Source organism: Solibacillus sp. FSL W8-0474 (assembly GCF_038004065.1).
Lineage (GTDB): Bacteria > Bacillota > Bacilli > Bacillales_A > Planococcaceae > Solibacillus > Solibacillus faecavium.
This window is the reverse complement of sequence record NZ_JBBOQJ010000001.1, coordinates 3,082,500-3,105,557: the sequence shown is the minus strand read 5'-3', so window position 1 is coordinate 3,105,557 and position 23,058 is coordinate 3,082,500. Positions and strand designations below refer to the sequence as shown.

Sequence of the window (23,058 nt, the reverse complement as noted above, 5' to 3'; positions counted from 1 at the left end):
TTAAACAAAAAGGAGAGGTAATATGGTAACGAAACAAAAAGCAGTATTGGAGCAGGAACTTCTAGATGATTATCGAGTTGGTGACTTTTTTATCGAGACACCGAAACGAACGATTTTAGGCAAAGGCGTATTCCTACAAGTCCCTTCTAAAGAGGACTGTGCAAATCAACTTGTTAGTTTGCCTAAAAAGGTAGCCTCAACACTCAAAAAAGCAAAAGAGCAAGGGCACCCACATCCAATCGTGACGGGAGCAGTTCCGTTTGATTCCTGTAAAAAGGCTTGTTTGCATGTTCCTAACTCTGTTCATTTTGCACCTTCATATCAACATGAGGAAAGAGGGCAGGTTAGTTCCACTCCAATTGCTGTCGATAAGCTAATCTCTGTTCCAGCCCCTGAACAATACATGGAAGGGGTAGCACAAGGGATTAAGAGAATCCGTAGCGGTGAGCTGGACAAAATCGTCATTTCGCGTTCATTGGAGCTAAGCTTAACGGAGTCTGTTAATATTCCACAGCTTTTACGGAATCTCGCCTATCAAAATAAACGTGGTTATACGTTTTCAACAAATATTGAGTTCGAGGAGCAAGTGAAAACACTAATCGGCGCTAGTCCAGAGCTACTCGTTTTAAGACAGGGGATGCAGGCGATTGCGAATCCGTTGGCAGGTTCAAGACCAAGAAGTAAAGATCCTATAGAAGATCAAAGACGCGCAGAAGAGCTACTTTCCTCTCCAAAGGACCTGCATGAGCATGCGGTAGTAGTGGAGACTGTAGCAAATGCCTTGCGTCCATTCCTAAAAAATATGGAAGTTCCAGAAAAGCCTTCATTGGTCACTACTGAAACGATGTGGCATTTGTCGACAGTCGTTAAAGGAGAGTTGCTGGACGCAGATATTTCATCATTAGATTTAGCGGTCGCTCTACAACCGACACCAGCCGTTTGTGGTGCTCCTACAGAAAAGGCGAGACAGGCAATCTCGGAAATTGAACCGTTTGACCGTGGCTTCTTTACTGGTATGGTTGGCTGGTGTGATGCTGATGGAGACGGGGAATGGGTTGTAACAATTCGATGCGCAGAGGCAAATGGACAGTCATTGCGATTATTTGCAGGTGCAGGCGTTGTCGGCGAGTCAAAGCCTGAAGAAGAATTAGCCGAAACAGGTGCCAAATTCCAAACGATGCTTCGCGCAATGGGTGTTAATACGGAGCAGTTTAAAGATATTTAATTGAACGAATCAACTAAAAACATATAAAAGGAGTGATTCGATGGCTATTCCAGCTATCTCATCATATGAAATGCCGAAAGAAAGTAATTTACCGAAAAACAAAGTACCATGGGAAGCGGATTCGAACAGATCTGTTCTATTAATTCATGACATGCAGCAATACTTTATTGATTACTATAAGCAAGATGCATCATTAATTCCTGAATTAGTCGCCAATATACAGGCAATTAGAAAAAGATGCGATGAGCTGGGCATTCCCGTTGTATATACGGCACAATCTGGCAATCAAAAAGCCGAAGACCGTGCATTGCTGACGGACTTCTGGGGACCAGGCCTTAAAGACGATCCGAATATTACAAAAGTGATTGATGACTTAGCACCGACAGCAGATGATATTGTATTGAAAAAATGGCGCTACAGTGCATTTAAGAAAACGAATTTATTAGAGTTTATGAATGAACAAGGACGCGACCAGTTAATTATATGCGGTGTTTATGCTCATATTGGGTGTCTTATGACAGCTGGAGAGGCTTTCATGACAGACATACAGCCATTTTTCATTGCAGATGCGGTCGCTGATTTCACATTAGAGGAGCATGAAATGGCAATTAAATACGTAGCACAACGCTGTGGCGCGGTCTTTTCTACAGCTCAGATTATTGAGCAATTAAACAGTGAACCGTCTTCCAAAGAGGAGCTCGTACAAGTATCAAACAACTCTGCTTTGTAAGCCGAGACGAATAGCCAGGTGGTGAAAAACAATTTGTTTTTCACTGCCTGGTTTTTAATTTCTAAACTTATTGGAAGAGGCGGTAAACGTTTATTTAATGAAGGGAACGTTTTAATTAAAGGTAAGTTTTTTAAAAGAATAAATAGGGAAATGGTTACCAACAATGTTATTTATAGAAAAAGGAGATGAATGATATGACAAATTCAGTACCTAAGGAAGAGGGAATCGACCATAGCCTCAATCTTTTAAGAGAAGGTTATTTGTATATATTGAATAGACGCCAAAGCTTCCATTCAGACGTTTTTGAAACACGATTACTCGGAAAAAAAGCAATCTGTATGGGCGGAAAGGAAGCAGCGGACGTTTTTTATGACAATAGTAAATTCAAAAGAGAAGGCGTTGCACCAAACCGTGTAGCAGAAACATTATTCGGTAAAGATGGTGTACAGTCATTGGACGGGGATGCTCATAAACACCGTAAAGAAATGTTTATGTCGATTATGTCCCGTGAGCGGCTTGAAATATTGAATAAAATTACCGCTAAACAGTGGGAAATGGCCTTGGAAAAGTGGCAGCAGATGGATGAGATTGTCCTTTATGAAGAGTCACTGGAAATCATGTGCCGCACTGCCTGTGAATGGGCAGGTGTACCAGTAGAAGAAAAGGAAATGAAAAAGCTCGCTAAAGATTTAAGAGCAATGTTCGAATCAGCAACGGCAATCGGTCCTGCGCACTGGGCAGGTAGACATGCGCGTAATCAGGTTGAAAAATGGATGGGTGAAATTATTGATCAAGTACGCGGAGGCAAACTGCATCCGGAAGAAGGCACCGCATTATATACATTTGCCTGGCACCGCGATTTAGAAGGGAAACTGCTTGATACAAAAATTGCTTCAGTAGAAGTTATCAATATTTTACGACCGATTGTAGCGATTTCGGTCTATATTAACTTTTCGGCGTTGGCCGTTCATCATTATCCCGAAGAGCGTGAGAAACTGAAGTCCGGTAATGGGCAGATTGCACAAATGTTTGTTCAGGAAGTGCGTCGTTTTTATCCATTCTTCCCCTTTGCAGCTGCAGAAGTAAAAGAAGATTTCATTTGGAAAGATTATACGTTTGAAAAAGGGACATTAACCTTGTTGGACCTTTATGGCACGAATCATGATATTAATATTTGGGGAAATCCTGAAGAGTTTCAACCGAGCCGATTTGAACACTGGGATGGCAGTCCTTTCAGCTTTATTCCACAAGGTGGCGGCGATTACAATTTGGGGCACCGCTGTGCAGGAGAATGGGTGACAATAGAAGTGATGAAAGTGAGTCTCGACTTTTTAGTCAATCATATGACGTATGATATTCCGGAGCAGGATTTAAGCTACAGTAAAGTAAGCATTCCAAGTCTCCCTAAAAGTAACTTCATCATTAAAAATGTCCAACGACTGTAAAATGAATAACAATAGCCTGTAACCGTTTAAGAATGGTTACAGGCTTATTTAATGATAACTAAGCACTATTATTTAAAAAATGCTTCAATCTGTTCCCACTTATACGGCGTAACTGCGTCCAAGGAATCCTCGGTACACACCGTAGCACTGTAATTAGGAGCAATAAAGAAAGGAATGACATGGGCCTGTTCGATTCCTAGAGGAAGGTGAATTATCCCATCTCGTTGAATGGTCGCTTCCGCCAATGAAGTGTGAAGACCAAACCCTTTGTACTTCCCGTAACTTTCCTTCGCAGTCCACAGCCCATAGAAAGCTTCCTGTTTATGAAGCGGATAAAGCTGTTTTTCTTCCTCGCTCCATAAAGACTGAAAGAGCGAAAAATCTCTTTTTACGTGTTGTTCAATATCTATGCCGACGGGAAAAGCACTAAAGGCACATGCAACATAATCCCCTGAATGCGAAATGTTGAAGTGAAGGTCTTGTCCTGTCTGGTATTTACCGTTCGAATCTTTATATAAGCAAAGTTCTTTTTGAAAGGTTGTTGTAAACACCATTTTCGTCAGCAAATGGGCACAAACTGTTCTCAACTGATCTTCCACTTTCCTCATTCGCTCAACACGCTGAACTACTTCCGCTTCTATAAAAGGAAGATAATATTGCCAATCAGCGGGCATATCGTCGATTTTACAATAGGCAATAGTTGTCATGCTTTCTCACCTTTTAGAATTGTTTCGTTTTCTTTGGTAAATAAAGAACAGCCTAGACCTGCCAAAAGCAGTCCAACCGTAGCGATAAGTGCATATTGATAAGAATGCATTTCTGAAAAGTAACGACTAGTCACTGTTAATGTAGTCGCAACAAGAGCAATTCCTGCAGCGGCGCCAACTCGATTGAGCATATTGTACAGTGTTGTTGCTTTACTCATCTGGCTTTTCGCTACATGATGAAATGCCGAAATTTGAGAGCCTATTACGCTATGCCCTAAACATACACCCATTAGAAACATCAAGCCGCGCAATAGCCAAGGGTTTGCTGAAGGACCAATGATGGCAATACAACAGAAAATAATAACAGTACCAATCAGACCAAGACGTACTGTGAAAAGCATGCCAAAACGCTTAGCCATTCCAGGCAGTAATTTTGACGCTACCATCAATCCGAGTGCTTCGGTAAACGTAATAAGAGAGCTTTCTAACGGTGAAGCCGAGTAAGTATATTGATACATAAGAGGGAACAGGTAAAGCATTCCCATTAAGGCACCCATAGAACACATCGCAACAAGGCTTGAAGAACGGAACTGTGGCTCTTCATAAAGATGTACATCCAGAAGAGGTTCCTTTATTTGCTGTTCATATACATAAAAGCGTCTTAATAAAAATACACCGATGACTGCACACATTACGACAGCTAAAGAAATACCTTCAGAAGCAATGAGACTAAGTGTCAGCATTAACATCGGCAAACCGATTGCGATGAGCACATAGCCCTTCGTATCAAATGGCGCTTTAAATAGCTCGAACTCGTTCACGGCATAAAGCCCGATTAGTACGATTATGAGGCCAAACGGAATATTAATGAAAAACGCCCAGTTCCATGATAAATATTCGGAAAAAAATCCTCCCACGAGGGGGCCAATCGCCGGTGCAAAAGCGATTGGCAATACTAATGAGCGAGACAGGTTTTGTCTTTCAGGCGGAGAAAATGTCCGAAATAGTAAGGTCATGCTCACAGGTGTAATAATTCCTCCTGCCAGTCCTTGCAGAACACGCGCCAGAATAAGAGCCTGCAAGCTATCAGCCAACCCACATAGAAGAGAGGCGAATGTAAACAAACTAACAGAAAGGAGATACATTTTCTTTACGCCGAAACGATTGCTTAAATAGCCGGCAGCAGGCAAAGCAATAGCAATGCTGACAAGGTAGCCGATATTAATGGCGTTCGTCGCACCTGGAGCTACACCAAATTCATTGGCAATTGTCGGAAGTAGCACATTGACGATTGTTCCATCAATGGAAACCATGAACATCGCCACTACATAGAGGACGATAATAACTGCTCGTTGGGTTTTCATCCTAAAAGACTCCGCAGACTTTTAGGTCTCATATCTACCCATGTTTCTTCTATATATAGTTGACACGATGCTTTTACAGCTGGTCCGAAAGCGATCTCCCATCCAGCAGGGACAGGAATCGCTGCTGGCCATAAGGAGTACTGTTCTTCTGCATTTCGCAAAACATAGTATTCACGATCAGCTTGTTCAAAAGGGTTAGACATACATTTTTTTCTCCTTTACTAAATGGTTGATTAAAGTTTGACCGATTTCATTCAATGGGATGGATTGACACATATCTTTATGGCGACAGGCAATATCAATCTGTGTAAGCTCTCCCTTGATATATGGTTTCCAGGACGCTACATCCACATCCGGTATCCAATCTGGTACGAGTGTAGATTTATAAAATAAAACATCCCCACTATAAATTTGAGGCTTATGTTCTTTCAGTAAGTTAATCGAGTTTTTATAAACTTCTTTTAAGCGTAAAATCGTCGTTTCATCCAATGTGGCAATTGCGCTGCCCTCTGCTTTCAAGGCGTCCATCACATATTCCTGAGTAACCTCATCTTCCATATCAGGTTCATAGCCGGCTAGGGCAAGTAGCGCAACAAGAGCCTCCTGTTCCTCGGTCAATTCAACTGGAGGAACGAATGTAAACGGATAAGCATCCAAAATGCATAGAAGCGATACAGATTCTCCTTGGCGTTCCAGTTGTACAGCCATTTCCTGCACGACATTTCCACCTAATGACCAGCCGAGCAAACGATAAGGTCCTGTTGGTTGAATTTCCTTAATTGCCTCGATATAGCTCAATGCCATTTCAGTCAAAGAGCGAGGGAGTTCGCAGTCTTCTGCAATACCTTGTGCTTGAATGCCGTAAAGGGCAAATTCAGCAGACAGATTTTTTAAAAGTCCGGCATAGCACCAACTTAATCCGCCGGCAGGATGAATGGCAAAGATCGGTTGTTCCCCAGCACGCAGCGGCAGAACAACGTTTAAAGCTTGAGAATCCTTTCCATTTTGCAGAGCATGGGCCAGTCCAGATACGATAGGTGCTTCAAATAGATGTCCGATTGCGAGCTCTTTTCCGAAAGCCTCGCGAATGCGTCCAATAAGCTGAACGGCTAATAAGGAGTGGCCGCCAAGTTCAAAGAAGCTGTCGTCTGTTCCAACCTGTGGAAGATTCAGTACTTCACAGAATAGTTCACAGAGCAAAGTTTCCTGTGGTGTTTTTGGTAATACAAGCTCCTGCAATGTGATGACTGGTGCAGGAAGCTGCTTCGTATCGAGTTTTCCATTCGCTGTTAGTGGCATCTGCTCCAATAAAGTGTAGCTAGTCGGGACCATATATGCTGGTAACGACAAGGAAGCGAATTCCTTCAACATTTGTTCAGTAACAGCACGTCCTTGCTCCGGAACATAGTAGGCAGCCAAGCGTACATCACCAGGTCGATCTTCTCTAGCGATGACGGCTACTTGTGCAATTTGCGAATGTTTCAGAAGAACTTGTTCAATTTCACCAAGCTCGATGCGGAAACCACGTATTTTTACTTGATGATCGATACGTCCGATATAATCCAACTCGCCGTTTTTCGTCCATCGAGCTAAATCACCAGTCCGGTACATACGACTTCCCGGAGTGCCATAAGGGTTGGCAATAAAACGTTCGGCAGTAAGGGATGCTTGATTTAAATAACCTTGTGCCAAGCCTTCACCCGTAACATACATTTCACCAACAACACCTGGCGGAACAGGCTTTAACTGCTCATCAAGAACATAAATATTCAAATCGGGAATCGCCGTACCAATCAAGCTATTTGCCTGTGATTGGCTAAGCTCTTCGTTTAATCTTAAGTAGCTGACATGTACGGTTGTCTCCGTGATTCCATACATATTCACAAGGGTAGGGGCATCTTCCGGATGTCGGTCATACCATTCTTGTAAACGTGTGAGATTAAGTGCCTCACCACCAAAAACAATGTAACGAAGTGCAAGTTTTTCGGATAATTCTGGCTGTTCCTTATCCACTGCCATCAGCTGATAGAAAGCGGATGGTGTTTGGTTCAGCACCGTGATTTTCTTCTCGGCAAGCAACGCCAAAAAGTCGAGTGGCGAGCGGCTTACATTGTATGGGATGACGACAAGCTCGCCACCGTATAATAGGGCACCCCAAATTTCCCATACCGAAAAGTCAAATGCATAGGAATGGAACAGTGACCAGCGATCTTCTTCATCGAAGTGGAACCATTCATTTGTTGCATCAAGTAAGCGGATGACATTTTGGTTAGGAATCACCACACCCTTTGGTCGACCCGTTGAACCGGATGTATAAATGACATAAGCCGGATTCATTGGGTGAAGGATACCTAAACGCTCATGATGTTTAATATTTTCAGAAGGATATGATGCAAGAGGAAGCTCCTCCATTACGATGAATTCCATTACATTCATTGCTTCTGCTTTTAGCTTCAAATCAACGGAAGTGATTAAGCAGCTAGGAACAGAATCCTTCAATATATAGTCAATACGGTCCTTCGGATAAACAGGATCAATCGGTACATAGGCAGCACCGGTTTTTAACACTGCTAAAATACTGACAATCATATCGACCGAGCGCGGCATTAAAAGTGCTACAAATGTTTCGGATGTAACTCCCTTTTCGAGTAAAATATGCGCTAGCTGATTTGCTTTTCGATTCAGGTCCAGATAAGTGAGCTCCTCATTGTCGTCACTTACGGCAATGCGTTGTGGATGCATTTCTGCAATCGCTTCGAATTGTTCAGGTATCGTTTTTTGTTCGCTTTTATGACCTTTCGGGTTCCAGTCAAGCAGCACTTTCTTCTGTTCACCTTCCAACATCACATTCAGCTCAGACAGGATTGGGTTGTTCATCACCTGTTCAAGTACGGAAACATAGCGTTGCATGAGAGCGGACACCGTTTCTTTTTCATATAAATCAGTTCGGTATTCTGCCAAGACCTCGATGCCGTTTGGTTTGTCGCCAATGAATTCCTCACGCATTTCAATGTTTAGATCGAATTTCGGTTGACCCACAGTATGTAGCTGAATATCGGCTTTTTGATTTTCTAATACGAGTGATGGCTGTGGTGTATTTTGCAAGGCAAACATAATCTGGAATATCGGATGCTGTGAAGGGACACGTGCCGGCTTCAAGCGCTCTACAATATGGTCAAAAGGAACATACTGGTGCTCCATTGCTTCAATGCATGTTTGTTTCACTCGCTCCAGTAAAGTGACAAAGTTAGGGTCTCCGGATGTATCCGTCCGCATGGCTACTGTATTAATGAACATACCGACATTTTCCAGTAATGCTTCCTGATCACGGCCGGCCATTGGACTACCGAGAATCAGATCCTCGCCTGCACCAAGTTTCGTCATTAAAGCTAAAAATCCACTTTGAAGCACCATGTACAGAGTAGCCTGTTTATTTTTAGCGAGCTGCTGTAATCGTTGATGAAGTGCGGCATCAACTGTAAAAGTTAATGTCTTGCTTTCTGGTTTAGATTGGAATTGACGCTTGCCATCCCGGACAAGCTCAATTTCATCTGGTGAGTACTTTAATTTCTCCGTCCAGTAAAATAAGTTGTCGTCAGTGTAAACACCGTGCGTTTGCTGCCAAACTGCAAAGTCGTGATATTGAATTTCTAACGGTTCGAGATCATTGTTGTCATAGGCAAGCTGCAAATCTTCGGTAAATGTCGCAAGTGACCAGCCATCCGCACTAATATGATGAAACACGACTACCAGAGTTTTCCTATTAATAAGCGTCACACGGAATCCAGGCTCATGTTTTAAATCGAAAGCATAACGTGTGCAAGCTTTTATTTGGGCCTGCACTTCGTCTGGATCAACTTCCTCAATGAGAACTTTAGGCGCTTCATCAACTAATTGCTGATAGGGTACACCATCAATGGCTGGGTAAATTGTCCGTAAAACCGCATGTTTTTCTACAACTTTACCAATAGCCTTAATCAGTTTTAAAACATCGATTGGCTGTTCAAATGTATAAACAATTGGAATATTATAAGATGCACTTGATTCGTCCAGTTGCTGGATAAACCAAAGACTGCGCTGTGCATGTGATAAAGGAATTCTTTCCACCTGTTGTCTGTCAATGACAGCAAGCGACTTTTTCTTCGCCTGTTCCACAGCTTGAGCCAACTCTATTACAGTAGGGTGATTGAATATAACGGAAATGGATAAATCGATTGCGAATGTTTTCCGTAATTGCAATAGCAGCTCGGTTGCTAATAGGGAATGTCCTCCTAGCTGGAAGAAGTCTTCGTCGATTCCTACTGAGTTGAGTTTTAAAATCCCCTTAAAAAAGTCGCATATCGTTACTTCAGTACGTGTTGTTGGTTCCATTTTTTCTATATGTGAAATAACAGGCTGCGGCAGCTTCAACCGATCAATTTTACCATTACTCGTTTGTGGGAATGTTTCCATGAAAACAAAGTGAGCAGGTACCATATAATCAGGCAATCTTTCTGCCAGCTGTTGTCTACATTGTTCTTCTGATTCATCACCCATTACATAGGCAACAATCCGTTTATCACCGGGCTGATCTTCACGTATCATGACAACAGCCTGTTCAATCGCAGTAATTTCTTCAAGCGCATTTTCGATTTCTCCCAACTCAATGCGGAAGCCTCGTATTTTCACTTGATGGTCGGCGCGGCTAATATAATGAAGGTTGCCATCTGCCTGCCATACAACTAAATCACCAGTCCGGTACATTCGTTTCCCGGCAGCAAAAGGGTTAGCAACAAAGCGCTCAGCCGTTAACGAAGGACGATTATGATAACAACGAGCCAACCCGTCACCAGCGATATATAGTTCACCAACGACTCCAACTGGAACTGGCTGAAGCATGGCATCCAGTACATAAACCTCAGTATGATCGATTGCAGAGCCTAGTGAAGGAGCGTCTTGCATATTAATTTCAGTACTAGTGGACCAGATCGTTGTTTCAGTAGGTCCATACATATTGTAGACAGTTGCTCCGGCTTCCAATAATGACTGGGCAAGACTTCTTGAGAGTGCTTCACCGCCAACAAGTACAGTGAGTCCGTTCAGTGCATCTTTTGCATACTGCACCATCATCTGCCAAACGGTAGGTGTTGCCTGCATAATTGAAATATTTTGCTGCTCGATTAGCGCCTGCATCAGAATTGGATCTTGCACTTGTTCTTTAGTTGCCAGATGAATTGAGGCCCCGTACAGCAACGGTAAGTAAAGTTCCAAAGCTGAAATATCGAAAGAAATCGTAGTAATCGCCAGTAAATTATCCTTTTCGGATAGTGAAAATTGATGCTGCATCGACTGTAAAAAGTTCACTAAGCTTGGCATTTCCACAACGACACCTTTTGGATTACCTGTAGAACCGGATGTATAAATCATATATGCAGTCTGTCCGATGCAAGAAGTAATAGGTTCGTATATTTGCTTGGAAGGTTGTAATGGCACTATTGGTGTTCCTTCTGCAATAAAGGAAACCTCTCCGTTAACGAGAACAATTTTAGGGCAAGCATCCTCGATCATATAAAGCAGCCGTTCTTCCGGATAAGTAGGGTCCATTGGAATATAGGCAGCACCCAGCTTGAAGCAGGCAAGCATCGTTGCGACCATTTCAATCGACCGTTCCATGCAAATTCCTACAAAGTCTTCGAGTCTAATGTCATGCGCTTTCAATTGATGGGCAATTCGCCCGACAAGCAGGTCGAGTTCAGCGTACGTAATATGTGTATTATTTATTTTGATAGCGGTAGCACCGGGCATGTTCTGCATTTGCTTTTTAAACAATTCATAAACTGTGATGTTATTCAGTTCACTGACACGGCCTTGTTTATACTGGAACATTACGAACTCTTCATTCAATAGGACTGGCAATTGAAACATCGGAGCATCTACTGTTTCCAACAGCAAATCAAGAAATTGTAGGAAACGTGCTGAATGATGTTCCAGTTCTTCTTTGTCATAAAGGTCCGCGTTTGCTACAAGGTCGAACTGCATGCCATGAGGTGTACTGTAAAAATTGAACGAAATATCCTCAACCGGACCTGTAACAACCTTCCTATTTTCGACTTTCACTTTCCCAAACAGATAGTTTTCATAAAACGGCATGAAATTAATTTCTGGACCATACAGCTGATCATCGGTTGTCAGCTGTAAATCACGGCGCATCTGCTCTTGACGGTAATATTGATGTGGTTTCATCTCATCCATTAAGCCCTTGACCATTTGACAAAGTTCTTCAAAAGTTTGCTCCGTATTGAAAGAAGCACGTAAAGGCAAAATATTAACTCGTGTACAAGGCACAGACATTGCCTTATGCCCAAAACGGTTCATCATCGGAATGCCAACAATGACATCCTTCGCCTGTGTCATACGTTTCGTATAGGCAATTACTGCGGCACTAATGACTTCCTGCATGTTTACGTGCAATTGCTTACTATATTGCTGCAAGTTCATCCACGTTGCTGAAGAAAGGGAGGCTTGATGTAAAATGACTTGTCCCATTTTGCTACTCTTTTTTCTGCTAAGTGAGATGACCTCTGTTTCTTGCAACTTAGAAATCCAATAGGAAGCATCCTTCTTTGCCTGTTCGGAAGTTTTATATTGCAGGTCTTGCTCAACCATTTGAACATAATCACCAAAGTGCTTTGTATATGGCTTATTTTGAACTAAAGCCGAGTAACGCTCGTTAATTTGCTGAAATATTAACCGGAAACTATAGGCATCACTTACAAGATGGTGGATGCGCAAGTAGAGAAAGTGCTCTTCGGAAGACGCAGAGAATAGTATGGCACGAACTAAATCGTCCTTTCCTAGGTTGCGTACTATTTCCACATCTGCTTGCATGTGCAAAAATGCTTCTTCTGTTGAACATGATATCTTTTCTGACTGAAACGTAATAGAAGAAGGGATTTTCTGATAAAGTGAACCTTCTTCTTCCGAACATTTGATATGCAGCCCAACTGCGCTCCCAATAGTGGCATCTACAGCCTGTAAAAGTAAATCGGTATCGATGTAAGCAGGAATATGTAAATACTCCGCTGTATTGTATAAAGGACTTTCCGTTAGGTGATGGGCATACCATATCCCAGAAGCAGCTTCAGTTAAAGGGAAACGTAATTCGGTCATTTATTTCATCCTCCGTAATCAGCTTCGTATTCTTTAATAAGACTATGCCAGCCCTTGATTGTGGGATTGTCTGCGAGCTGGATAAATGTAAGGGGAAACCCTTTTTGGCGCAGCTCCTCAACGATTGTCATCATCGTAATAGAGTCAATGCCGACATCCAGTAAATAATCTTCATCTGAAATAGTATCTATAGGCTCTGTCACATAGGATGCGACAAAAGCGCGGAGCTGTTCAATTGTAAAATCAGTTTGATTTACCATTATATCAACCTTCTTTTCTTAATATTCAGTATTTTAAGTGTGTAACTGTTTTTCAAACGAAAGACGCAAATCTTTTTTCGAAACCTTACCAAGATGAGTCAACGGAAAGCTCTCCACAAATAGTATTTCATCCGGAATTTTGTAAGTTGCCAAACCTCGTTCCCGCAGGAAAGACTTCAATTGGCGCTTCGTCACATCTGGATTTCTTAGAATAATAAAGGCACAACTTTTTTCGCCCATATAGTAATCAGGCATAGCAACGATTGCTGCGTCATGTACAGCCGGAGAGGCAAGCAACATATTTTCAACTTCCTCTGCCGCTATTTTTTCACCACCGCGGTTAATTTGATCTTTAGCTCGACCCTCCACGATGAGATAACCATCTTCAGTTTGACGTACAATATCGCCAGTCCGGTAAAAACCATCTTTTGTGAAGGCTTTTTCATTATGCTCCGGAGCTTTATAGTATCCCTGAATAGTGTAAGGGCCACGTGTCAACAGATGTCCTGCCTCGCCAATCGGTAATTCTTGATCTTCATCGTCAACAACTTTTACTTCATCATACGGTGACATTGGTCGACCTTGTGTATGGATAACGATTTCATCCGGGTCGTCCAATCTTGTGTAGTTTACTAAGCCTTCCGCCATACCGAACACTTGCTGTAGCTGGCAATCAAATACCGGTCGAACTCGTTTAGCAGCTTCCGCACTAAACTTGGAGCCTCCAACGAGCATTACTTCCAAGCTGGATAGATTCTCTTTATGGTTCGGCTTAATATCCAGCCAATGAAGGGCAAGGGAAGGAACAAGCTGAACCATTGTCACGCGGTGCGTTTCAATAAGCGGGAAAGCCACATCTGGACTAGGTGAAGAACTTAAAACAATCTTGCCACCTGCATACAGTACACCCAAAATACCTGGGGAACTCATCGGATAATTATGCGAAACCGGCAAAACGACTAAAAGCACAGTATCTTCTGTCACATGGCAATGCTCCACACTCAATTTAATCGTGTACATATATTCATCATGTGTACGCGGAATAAGTTTGGAAATTCCTGTGCTTCCGCCTGAAAGCTGCAAGAAAGCCACTTCGCTTCCTTTTACTGATGGAAAACTAATTGACTGTGCAGTAAATAGCGAATCAAAAGGCACAAATTCCTGTGCGTCACCAAGAACAATAATGTGTTCTAACGAAGAAACCTCCTGCTGTACTTGTCTTGCAAGACTACGGTAATCAAACCCACCAAAAGAATCCATAGCGATATAGGCTTTTGCTTCGGTAAATTCACAAAAATAGCGAATTTCGTTATAACGGTGAGAGGGCAGTGAAAAAACGGGTAATGCGCCAATTTTAAATAAGGCAAATACGATCTCGACATAGCCGACGACATTTGGGAGCTGAACAACGACCCGATCCTCCTTTTGAATTCCTAGTAAAAGAAGCCCAGTTGCTAATTGATTGACCCGTTCATTTAGCTGCGAATATGTAAGTGTGCGCTCATGATCAATGACCGCCACATTTTCAGCAAACTGACGAGCTCTATCTTCAAGCATTTGACCAATCGTTAAACCTTCCCAACAGCCTACCTCACGATAAAAAGCAGCTCTGTCATCTGGCCATGGAGTAAAACCATCCAACATGTAAGAAACCTCCTTGATATAATAGAGTTATTGAATAAACTATAATGATATTGATAATCATTATCAATTCATTGTAAGAGTTATGCTACGCTTTTAAATATTTATAGTCAATAAACGATGTACAATTTGATTCAATAAGACCAATCGATCTGGTCCTTTAGACTTTTCTTATTATTATATAAATTTTAAAAACTGTATCTTAAAGGGGAGTAGGATCTCGAATTAGATAATCATTTTAGCCCTGATTAATCATGATGCTTTAATAGGAAAATCCACTTTATGGTATAATGAATCCAATTTAAGGTGATTGTGGAAAAATGCTTCATAAGTCAGTTGCCTTCAAAGAATAAATTATAAAAAGAGAGAAGGAAACAGTATGAGAAAAAACACCTTAAGCTTAAGCATTGTTACTGCTTGTCTCCTTTTAGTAGGCTGTAGTAATGAAGCAGATGAACCAGTAAAAGACAGTGTAATAGAAGCAATGGAAAATAAAGAATATGATAAAGCATTAACTTTAATAGAGGAAAATTCAGATGGTACTCCAAACGATGAAGAGACAAAAGCTTTGTATGCACAGCTTCAGGAATTTAAAGAAGTAAAGGACGCGAGAGACAATGCAGATTGGGATGGTGTGTTGGAAAAGGCGCATCCAATGCTTGAAAATGCATCATTGGAAAGCGGTTTGAAAGCGGAGTTAGAAAAAATGATATCGGAAGCAGAGGTAGAAATTAATAATAGTATTAAAGAGAATGTCGAACAAAATTCCGCTAATTCAAAGGAAAAGTATTTAGCTAAAATAGCGGATGTAGAAAATGGGATAAAAGAATTGGACCCAGTATTTGAAAATGGTACCCAAATTGAGTTAACAGAAGCACAGGTAGAAGTATTCGAGCGATGGGATGCACTATTGAATGAAATCTATAAACAACTAGAAACACAACAACTTTCACCGAACGACATGAACAAACTAAGAGAAGAACAACGAAACTGGTTAACGCATCGTGATGAAAAAGCAGCAGAAGCAGCATCAAAGTTTGAAGGCGGTTCAATGAAAAATTTAGAATACGCTAGCGTACAAGCTCAGTTAACTAAAGAAAGATGTTATGAATTAGTTGAAAAGTATATGAAATAAAGGAAATGAGACTGTATGGTTATGATACCGTACAGTCTTTTTACGTGTGTAGTAAGAATTTCTAATATAGTGACCGAATCTTCTAATAAGCCCTGAAAATGTTCAAATAATCTACCCGAATGTTCTAATATCACATCGAAATTTTCAAATATCCCCCATAACTGTTCTAATAAAATCCCCTTCCGAACATGCTAAATAATTTAAGTAAATCGCTACTTTTATAGAAATGACAAGAATAAATTAGAATAGACATTAAAATACAAAAACCTAACGCACATCACAATAATAATGGAGGGGATTTATGGAATGGCAAGAACAGTGGGATGTTGTAGTCGTAGGGAGTGGAGCTGGAGGGTTAGTTGCAGCAATAACGGCTGCCTATAATGGACAGAAAGTATTGCTTGTAGAAAAATCGGACGTATTCGGAGGTTCGTCTGCCTTATCAGGTGGGGGACTGTGGATTCCGAACAACCATGTATCAAAAAAAGCGGGTTTACAGGATAGCGAAGAAGAGGCTTTAACATATATGGAAGACGTAATTGAGGATAAGGGACCTGCTTCCACACGTGAGCGGAAAGTGGCATATATCAAAAATGGATCCAAAATGGTCAGTTTCTTAGAAGAACTAGGAATGCAGTGGGTTGCTGCACCCCTTTATCCGGACTATTATCCAGAACGTCCAGGGGGTAAAATTGGTCGCTCCATTGAAGGCGAAGTTTTTGATTTAAGAGAATTAGGTGAATATGAGTCGCTACTACGTAAAGGTATGGTGGAAATGCCTTTCCCACTTTATTCAGGTCGTGTTTATTCTGTCCCGCGAACTTTTACGAGCATGAAAGATTTCACGAATGTATCCGGAATGCTGTTTAGCGGCATTAAATATAAGTTACAAGGTAAGCATGCAACATCAATCGGACAAGGGCTCGTGTCACGATTAATTAAAATGGCATTATTGCAAGGTGTAACGATTCGATTGTCAGCACCATTAAAGGATTTAATCATTGAAAATGACGAAATCTTAGGAGTAGAAATTGAACAAGATGGCGAACCGTATTTCATTCAAACAAAGGCAGTCATTTTAGCAGGGGGTGGCTTTGAACGTAATGAAGAATTACGGCGTAAATATCATAATATCGGTTCTGAATGGTCATCAGCTAGTATAGGGAATCAAGGCGATATGCTACTCATCGCGCAAAAGCATAGTTTAGATACAGCACTTTTAGATGAGGCATGGTGGGGACCGACTGCCATTAATGATGACGGTTCACCGAGCTTTTTAGTATATGAACGTTCATTGCCACATACAATTATCGTTGATCAGGAAGGCAATCGATATTTTAATGAAGCAGAGTCGTATGTTGATGCAGGAAGGGCAATGCTTGATAAGCAAGAACAAACAGGAAAGGCAATCCCATCATGGATGATCATGGAAAGCCGCCATCGGAATCGTTATTTATTCGGTTCGATGATGCCTCGCATGGTACCGAAAAAATTATTAAACTCAGGATGGCTTAAGCGTTCGGATTCCATTGAGGATTTGGCAAAAATTTGCGATATTGATGTAGAAGGGCTACGAAAAACAATCGACCGCTTCAACACCTTTGTCGATAAAGGTAAGGATGAAGACTATAAGCGTGGTGATTCAGCGTATGATAATTACTACGGTGACCCAGCCTATGCCAATCCAAATCTAGGGCATATTAGTAAGCCACCTTTCTATGCGGTGAAGGTATATCCGGGGGACCTTGGGACAAAAGGTGGCATCGTGGCAGACGAGCATGGTCAGGCTTTACGTAATGGAAAACCAGTAACAGGCTTGTATGCGACTGGTAATTGCTCGGCATCAGTTATGGGCAAAGTGTATCCAGGTCCAGGCTCAACACTCGGACCAACAACAGTTTTCGGCTATATTTCAGCGAACCATATTAAAAGCACGATGTTTGAACAGGCAGAAGTAGAAACTATATAAAATAAAAGCGAATTAACAATTGGAACAGAGCAAAAGTTCCGAAAGTTAATTCGCTTTTTTCATAATAAGCTGCAAAATTTCATTTGCACAAATGGCATCGGCATCAGCAGTATGATGCTTTAGAAGCGGGATATTGTAAGTGTCAGCGATGACGTTTAAGTTATTTTTAGGACTGTTTAAATATTTGCGTGCAAGCAACACTGTGCATGCAGCTTGATTTGTAGGGCGAATGCCATTGCGAAATAGCTCGAGCGCTAAAAAGCTATACCAATCAAATCCGATATGATGGCTAACAATCGGCAAATCGCCTAAAAAATTCTTGAAGCTGTGAATAACAGGAGTAATTGTTTGTTCATTTTTCACACGTTCATTCGTTATTCCGTGAATATGCGAATTTTTGATCGGCTTTTCAGGGTTCACAAAGCGGTGAAAAAGGTCAATTGTTTCTCCGTTGCGTACTTTTAATGCGGCAATTTCTACTATTTTATCCCCACGTGCAGCAGAGCCACCCGTTGTTTCAATATCTACTACGACATACTCATGCGCTTGCTCCAACACTGACACCATGTCCGCCACCTTTAAGCGGGGACTGTAATTCACCATAAAGGTCCTTAAATATTGGGCAGCAAGCTTCGTATTGTAATAATGACCATACAAAGAGCGAGCAATATAACCGTGCTCTTCTAATTCATCAATAGCCTCTTTTGGATAGCTGGCAACTAATTCTTCCTGCTTGGCGAAGCTTACAATCGAGCAAGTAATAAAAATCCTTATGTGCACTCGTTCAATTTTCATCATCTTCCCCTCCCAAATGAAACGTTTGTTCTTTTATTGAATCATATTCTAATCATATAATGCTAGAAATTTGGCTGGGATTGAGAGCAGAAAGTTCTCCAGGAATTATGGAAAGTAGCAGATGAAAATGAAAAGAAATCACTGGTCATGTCTATAAAACAATACAAAAACACAAAAGCTCCTAAACTGCTTTTGCGTTTTTGATTGTGTATATTAAATTTTAAAATGATTTACTTGTTCTTGAACACTCATTGCACCTTCACTTACTAATTTAGCTACAGCGTTGATTTCCTGCATAGTAGCTGTTTGTTCTTCTACAGCAGCAAGTACTACGCTTGTTTCATCTGCAGCACTGTTAGCAGCATGAGCCATTTCGGCAACTGATGCAGCCACTTCTTCAGTACTTGCTGAAATTTCTTCTGAGGACGCAGAAACTTCCTGTATTTGGGCAGTCATTTCTGTAATAGCTCCAACAATATTATTAAATGAAACTTGAGCATTTTGTAAATAAACCACACCTTGATCTACATTTTCTACTGTCGTACTTACACTTTCCTCTACTTCCTTCGTATCCTTTTGAATCGTAGATGTTAAGCCGGCAATTTTTGTAGCAGAGTTTTTCGACTGCTCTGCTAGTTTGCGTACTTCATCAGCCACAACAGCAAAACCTTTACCATGTTCGCCTGCACGCGCAGCTTCAATGGCAGCGTTTAAAGCCAGTAGATTTGTTTGATCTGTAATATCGGTAATTACTTTTGTAATGTTTTCGATTTCTGCAGACTGTTTGCTTAGCTGTATTATTTTTTCTTTTGTTTTATAAGACGACTGCTGGATAACAAACATTTGCTGTTCTGCAGTTTGTAATGTCTGTCCGCCTTCTCCGGCAATCGTTTGCATATCATTAGCCTGTGAATTCAACACTTGTGCAGCTTCAGCGATTCGACTCACTCCATGAGCCGTTTCATCCATTGCAAAAGCGCAATCGTTTCCGGTAGTTGCAGATTGTCCAGCGCCTAGAGCAACTGTTTCTACACGTTGTGCAATCTCATTTGTAGCAGAAGTCACTTCATCGGTACTACTTGCCAGTTGTTCTGCAGCTGCAGTTGTACTTGATACATTTAGTGATACGTTACTGATTAAGTTGGATAGGCTAGCCTTCATTGTATTAAAGGCAGTAGCAAGTTCATTAATTTCATCTTTTGTTTTAACTTGAATATCTTCCTCGCGTAAATCCCCACTTGCAATAACATTGGCAGCGGTTGTTAATTTATGTAACGGACGCGTAATTCCTAGTGTAATAAAAATTGCCAGAACAATTGAAATGACAGTACCTAAAATTGAAATGGTAACGAGCAAATTTTTACTTGCAGTTGCATTTGCAGTTGTTTCAACATTCGTAGTATCCATTAGCTCCTTTTGAGCATTCACAATGCTAGTTATTGTTTGTTGAATATCATTGTTAGCAGGTACAGCAAATTCAAATAACATATTATAAGCTTTATCTTTTTCTTGATTATCTATGTAACTAATTACTTTATTTACATAGCTTTCATATAAAGTCTGCTGTTCTTTTAATTTACTTAATTGCTCCTCCATTTGTGCTGTTTTAAATAATTCTTCAATTTCACGGATAGTATTTGTTGCAATTTCTTCTTGAGAATTGAGATTTTCTAAATCTTTTGGATCTTGGCGTAAAACGTAGGAACGAATATACAGTCCCTGTAAAGATGTAGCATTTTGAATTTTCGATAACTCCATTACTTTTAATACCCTGTCCTCTATTACAAAAGAATAGTCCTCATCGATTTCTGTCAGTTTAATAATAGAAAAAGTAGAGAGAAAAACTAGTATCAAAATAACGATACTAAAAGCTCCGAGTAATTTCTTTTTAATGGTCATATTTTTATTACCCTCCATATATTTATAGTTATAATTGCATATATAACTTCGGTTAAAAAGTTAGGAACTTAATACTATTCGTTAAAAATTTTTTAAGATAGTTTATTTCGTAAATTCAGATAAATTTGTAATTTGAAAAAATAATGTTTTAACGCTTAGTATTTATAATTCTAAGGAGATTTTTGCTGCTTTATATAGGCGTCATAAATGCTTTTCCTGTATAGCTAACGGTTTAAGATAAAAGATAATGGGTATTTTCTATTAAATGTGGTTTAAGATGAGGTGAACATATGAAAGGGAAATATTTTTCAAACGTAGTATTTACTGTTTCAGCAATTTTTATTTTAGTATGTGTCATTTTTGGTATTGTGGCACCAAATTTATTTAGTGATGTAGCTACTTCTTTATTTAGTTTAACAACCGATTATTTTGGTTGGTTCTACTTATTATCTGTATTTATTATTGTAGTATTTCTTATCGTACTGGCAATCTCAAAATATGGGAAAATACGATTAGGTGGGAAAGATGCAAAACCTGAATTTAAGTTTTATTCATGGATTGCAATGCTATTCTCAGCAGGTTTAGGGATTGGTTTGGTGTTCTGGGGTGTGGCAGAGCCAATGAGTCATTTCTTCTCATCACCGTTTAGTAATCAGGAGCCACAGACAACAGACGCTGCTCGTCTTGCAATGGGATATTCCTTTTTCCACTGGGGAGTTAGTCAATGGTCTGTATTTGCAATTATGGGATTAGTTATGGCATTTATGCAATTTAACAAAAAAAAGGATCTATTAATGTCTACAGCATTAGAACCTGTTACAGGAACAAAACGAGGTATTAAAAATACGATTGATATTTTAGCGGTCATTGCAACTGTAATGGGTGTTGCTACTTCAATAGGTTTAGGAGTCCTCCAAACAAATGGTGGTTTAAACGCTGTCTTTAATATACCTATATCGATTTGGGTACAAATGTCGATTATTGCCGTAATGTTTATAGGGTATATGGCTTCTTCTACTACAGGTTTACAAAAAGGGATTCGTATTTTAAGTAATGTTAACATGTATCTTGCTATGACCTTATTATTGTTTGTATTTATTGCAGGTCCAACTGTATTCATACTTGAAAGTTTTGTTTTAGGTCTTAGTGATTATATTACACATTTTGTAGAGTATAGCCTGCGTTTACAGCCGTATGTTGGCGGTACTTGGGTTAAGGACTGGACAATTTTCTATTGGGCATGGGCCATTGCCTGGTCGCCTTTTGTTGGTTCGTTTGTAGCCCGCGTATCAAGGGGACGAACAATCCGCGAATTTATCGTAGGGGTACTAATTATTCCTCCGCTAATTTCTTGTTTATGGATTGCTGTGTTTGGCGGTTCTGCTCTTTATTTCGATTTAAATAAAGGGACGAGTATCGCTGAGGCAGTGAATACAGATTTAACAGTAGCATTGTTCCAATTACTCGATCAACTTCCTTTAACAACGATTGCTTCTATTATAGGGATGGTTTTAATATTTACTTTCCTCATTACCTCAGCAGATTCAGCAACATTTATTATGGCGAGTATGACTTCTAACGGGGCATTAAATCCTACAAATGCGTTGAAAGTAATATGGGGTGTATTAATGGCTGCAATTGCAAGCGTACTGTTATTTACAGGCGGTCTAGAAGCGCTGCAAACCGCATCCTTAATTTCTGCACTTCCATTTACAGTCGTCATACTTTTACTCATCGTGTCCTTCGCTAAAATGGTACGGCATGAGGTAATTCCTATCAGTAAGCGGGAATTAACCCGTTATAAGCGCATAATGAAACAGATTGATGAAAGTGAAAACAAAGATAAAAAATAAAAAATAAACAGGACTGCAAAACCTATAAAAATCGCGTATTATTTACCATGAATGAACTTCGATGGTTAATACGCGGTTTTTCTAATATACAGGATTATTGTTTTACGTTCTGTAACCAATGATATTGTTTATTCCCAAATAATGTCCCTATATCAAATTGAGGCTGCTGCTCATCAATATCGATTGTATAGTGCGGTAAATTAAGAAAATATTTACCCTTTTCATTTTCAATTCTAATAGGTATTTCATTTTCTATTAAAACCTTCTTTAGCCGATAAATTGTTGTATATAGGTTTTGCTCTGCCTTCTTTAAATCTACATTTGGCCATAGCTTCTCCGTAAGTTGCCATTTCCCAATACCATTTTTACGACACATGAGCATAAGTGCGAAAAGCTCTTCTGCCTTTACAGTTGGCCATTTCAGCCGAACTTCTATACCGTTATGGAATACCTTGAAATGTCCAATAAGCTCAATTCTTAACGGTTTATCACAGACAGTGCTTAAGTGATATTTCCTTTTTTCCATTACTCTTTCTAGTGCTATGCGAATATCCTCTTCATCAGCGGGTTTTAGGAGATAATGAATAGCATTTAATTTGAAAGCTTCTATAGCATATTGATTATAGGCCGTTACAAATATGATCTCGATATTAATATTGGAATTAAGCAGCTTTGTCGCCAGTTCAATGCCATTCATGCCAGGTAACTCAATATCGAGAAAGACAACATCCGGTTTTAAATTTGGGATTTCACAAAGAGCGGTAGTCGGCTTTTGAAACTGCTCCATTACACTGGCCAAACCGGTTTGCTCTAGCTGTATTTTAAGAAAATCTGATACTAGTTTTTCATCGTCAACTATTACTGCTTTAAGCACTAATGACACCAT

15 protein-coding genes and 1 pseudogene are annotated in these 23,058 nt (G+C 40.3%); 7 read left to right on the top strand and 9 right to left on the bottom strand.

Annotated features, from left to right (window positions below; all coding sequences use genetic code 11):
- Positions 1–22 precede the first annotated feature (22 nt).
- The 3 genes from dhbC to NYE67_RS15725 all read left to right on the top strand — a co-directional run bounded on the left by dhbC (position 23) and on the right by NYE67_RS15725 (position 3,400).
- Positions 23–1,225: an isochorismate synthase DhbC gene (gene dhbC, locus NYE67_RS15735; protein WP_340730450.1), complete on the top strand. Its 1,203-nt coding sequence runs from the start codon at positions 23–25 to the stop codon at positions 1,223–1,225.
- A gap of 40 nt (positions 1,226–1,265) precedes the next feature.
- Positions 1,266–1,955, top strand: a complete 690-nt coding sequence (locus NYE67_RS15730; RefSeq protein ID WP_445683377.1) for an isochorismatase family protein — start codon at positions 1,266–1,268, stop codon at positions 1,953–1,955.
- 194 nt (positions 1,956–2,149) lie between these two features.
- A complete protein-coding gene (locus NYE67_RS15725) occupies positions 2,150–3,400 on the top strand; it encodes a cytochrome P450 (protein ID WP_340730449.1) in 1,251 nt (416 codons plus the stop codon).
- A gap of 68 nt (positions 3,401–3,468) precedes the next feature.
- On the opposite strand, the gene NYE67_RS15720 is transcribed toward NYE67_RS15725, so the two are convergent.
- The 6 genes from NYE67_RS15720 to NYE67_RS15695 are packed head-to-tail and all read right to left on the bottom strand — an operon-like array spanning position 3,469 to position 14,524.
- Complete coding sequence (locus NYE67_RS15720) at positions 3,469–4,107, bottom strand: 4'-phosphopantetheinyl transferase family protein (protein ID WP_340730448.1); 639 nt, start codon at positions 4,105–4,107, stop codon at positions 3,469–3,471.
- Entirely contained in the window at positions 4,104–5,471 is a 1,368-nt protein-coding gene (locus NYE67_RS15715) for a DHA2 family efflux MFS transporter permease subunit (protein WP_340730447.1), read from the bottom strand. The genes NYE67_RS15720 and NYE67_RS15715 overlap by 4 nt, the downstream gene beginning before the upstream one ends.
- Positions 5,468–5,674, bottom strand: coding sequence for an MbtH family protein (locus tag NYE67_RS15710; protein WP_340730446.1), 207 nt, complete (start codon positions 5,672–5,674; stop codon positions 5,468–5,470). The genes NYE67_RS15715 and NYE67_RS15710 overlap by 4 nt, the downstream gene beginning before the upstream one ends.
- Positions 5,667–12,620, bottom strand: coding sequence for an amino acid adenylation domain-containing protein (locus tag NYE67_RS15705; RefSeq protein ID WP_340730445.1), 6,954 nt, complete (start codon positions 12,618–12,620; stop codon positions 5,667–5,669). Before NYE67_RS15705 ends, NYE67_RS15710 begins: the two co-directional genes overlap by 8 nt.
- A gap of 5 nt (positions 12,621–12,625) precedes the next feature.
- Complete coding sequence (locus NYE67_RS15700; RefSeq protein WP_339213720.1) at positions 12,626–12,880, bottom strand: phosphopantetheine-binding protein; 255 nt, start codon at positions 12,878–12,880, stop codon at positions 12,626–12,628.
- Between the two features lie 33 nt (positions 12,881–12,913).
- Positions 12,914–14,524 carry a (2,3-dihydroxybenzoyl)adenylate synthase gene (locus NYE67_RS15695; protein WP_340730444.1) on the bottom strand — a complete coding sequence of 537 codons (1,611 nt, stop codon included), beginning with the start codon at positions 14,522–14,524 and terminating at the stop codon, positions 12,914–12,916.
- A gap of 376 nt (positions 14,525–14,900) precedes the next feature.
- On the opposite strand from NYE67_RS15695, the gene NYE67_RS15690 reads away from it, so the two are divergent.
- Both NYE67_RS15690 and NYE67_RS15685 read left to right on the top strand, forming a co-directional pair.
- A complete protein-coding gene (locus NYE67_RS15690; RefSeq protein ID WP_340730443.1) occupies positions 14,901–15,656 on the top strand; it encodes a lysozyme inhibitor LprI family protein in 756 nt (251 codons plus the stop codon).
- A 301-nt stretch (positions 15,657–15,957) separates the two neighbouring features.
- A complete protein-coding gene (locus NYE67_RS15685) occupies positions 15,958–17,625 on the top strand; it encodes an FAD-dependent oxidoreductase (protein WP_340730442.1) in 1,668 nt (555 codons plus the stop codon).
- A gap of 45 nt (positions 17,626–17,670) precedes the next feature.
- Here NYE67_RS15685 and NYE67_RS15680 read toward each other — a convergent pair whose 3' ends face one another.
- A complete protein-coding gene (locus NYE67_RS15680; RefSeq protein ID WP_340730441.1) occupies positions 17,671–18,420 on the bottom strand; it encodes a 3'-5' exonuclease in 750 nt (249 codons plus the stop codon).
- Positions 18,421–18,510: 90 nt separating this feature from the next.
- On the opposite strand from NYE67_RS15680, the pseudogene NYE67_RS20820 reads away from it, so the two are divergent.
- Positions 18,511–18,624, top strand: a pseudogene (locus NYE67_RS20820) (hypothetical protein); the annotation flags it as partial.
- Positions 18,625–18,633: 9 nt separating this feature from the next.
- On the opposite strand, the gene NYE67_RS15675 reads toward NYE67_RS20820, so the two are convergent.
- Positions 18,634–20,319: a methyl-accepting chemotaxis protein gene (locus NYE67_RS15675; protein WP_340730440.1), complete on the bottom strand. Its 1,686-nt coding sequence runs from the start codon at positions 20,317–20,319 to the stop codon at positions 18,634–18,636.
- A 290-nt stretch (positions 20,320–20,609) separates the two neighbouring features.
- Here NYE67_RS15675 and NYE67_RS15670 point away from each other — a divergent pair, with 290 nt between their 5' ends.
- Positions 20,610–22,172, top strand: a complete 1,563-nt coding sequence (locus NYE67_RS15670; protein WP_340730439.1) for a BCCT family transporter — start codon at positions 20,610–20,612, stop codon at positions 22,170–22,172.
- 94 nt (positions 22,173–22,266) lie between these two features.
- Here NYE67_RS15670 and NYE67_RS15665 read toward each other — a convergent pair whose 3' ends face one another.
- Positions 22,267–23,046 carry a response regulator gene (locus tag NYE67_RS15665; RefSeq protein WP_340730438.1) on the bottom strand — a complete coding sequence of 260 codons (780 nt, stop codon included), beginning with the start codon at positions 23,044–23,046 and terminating at the stop codon, positions 22,267–22,269.
- Positions 23,047–23,058: the final 12 nt, after the last annotated feature.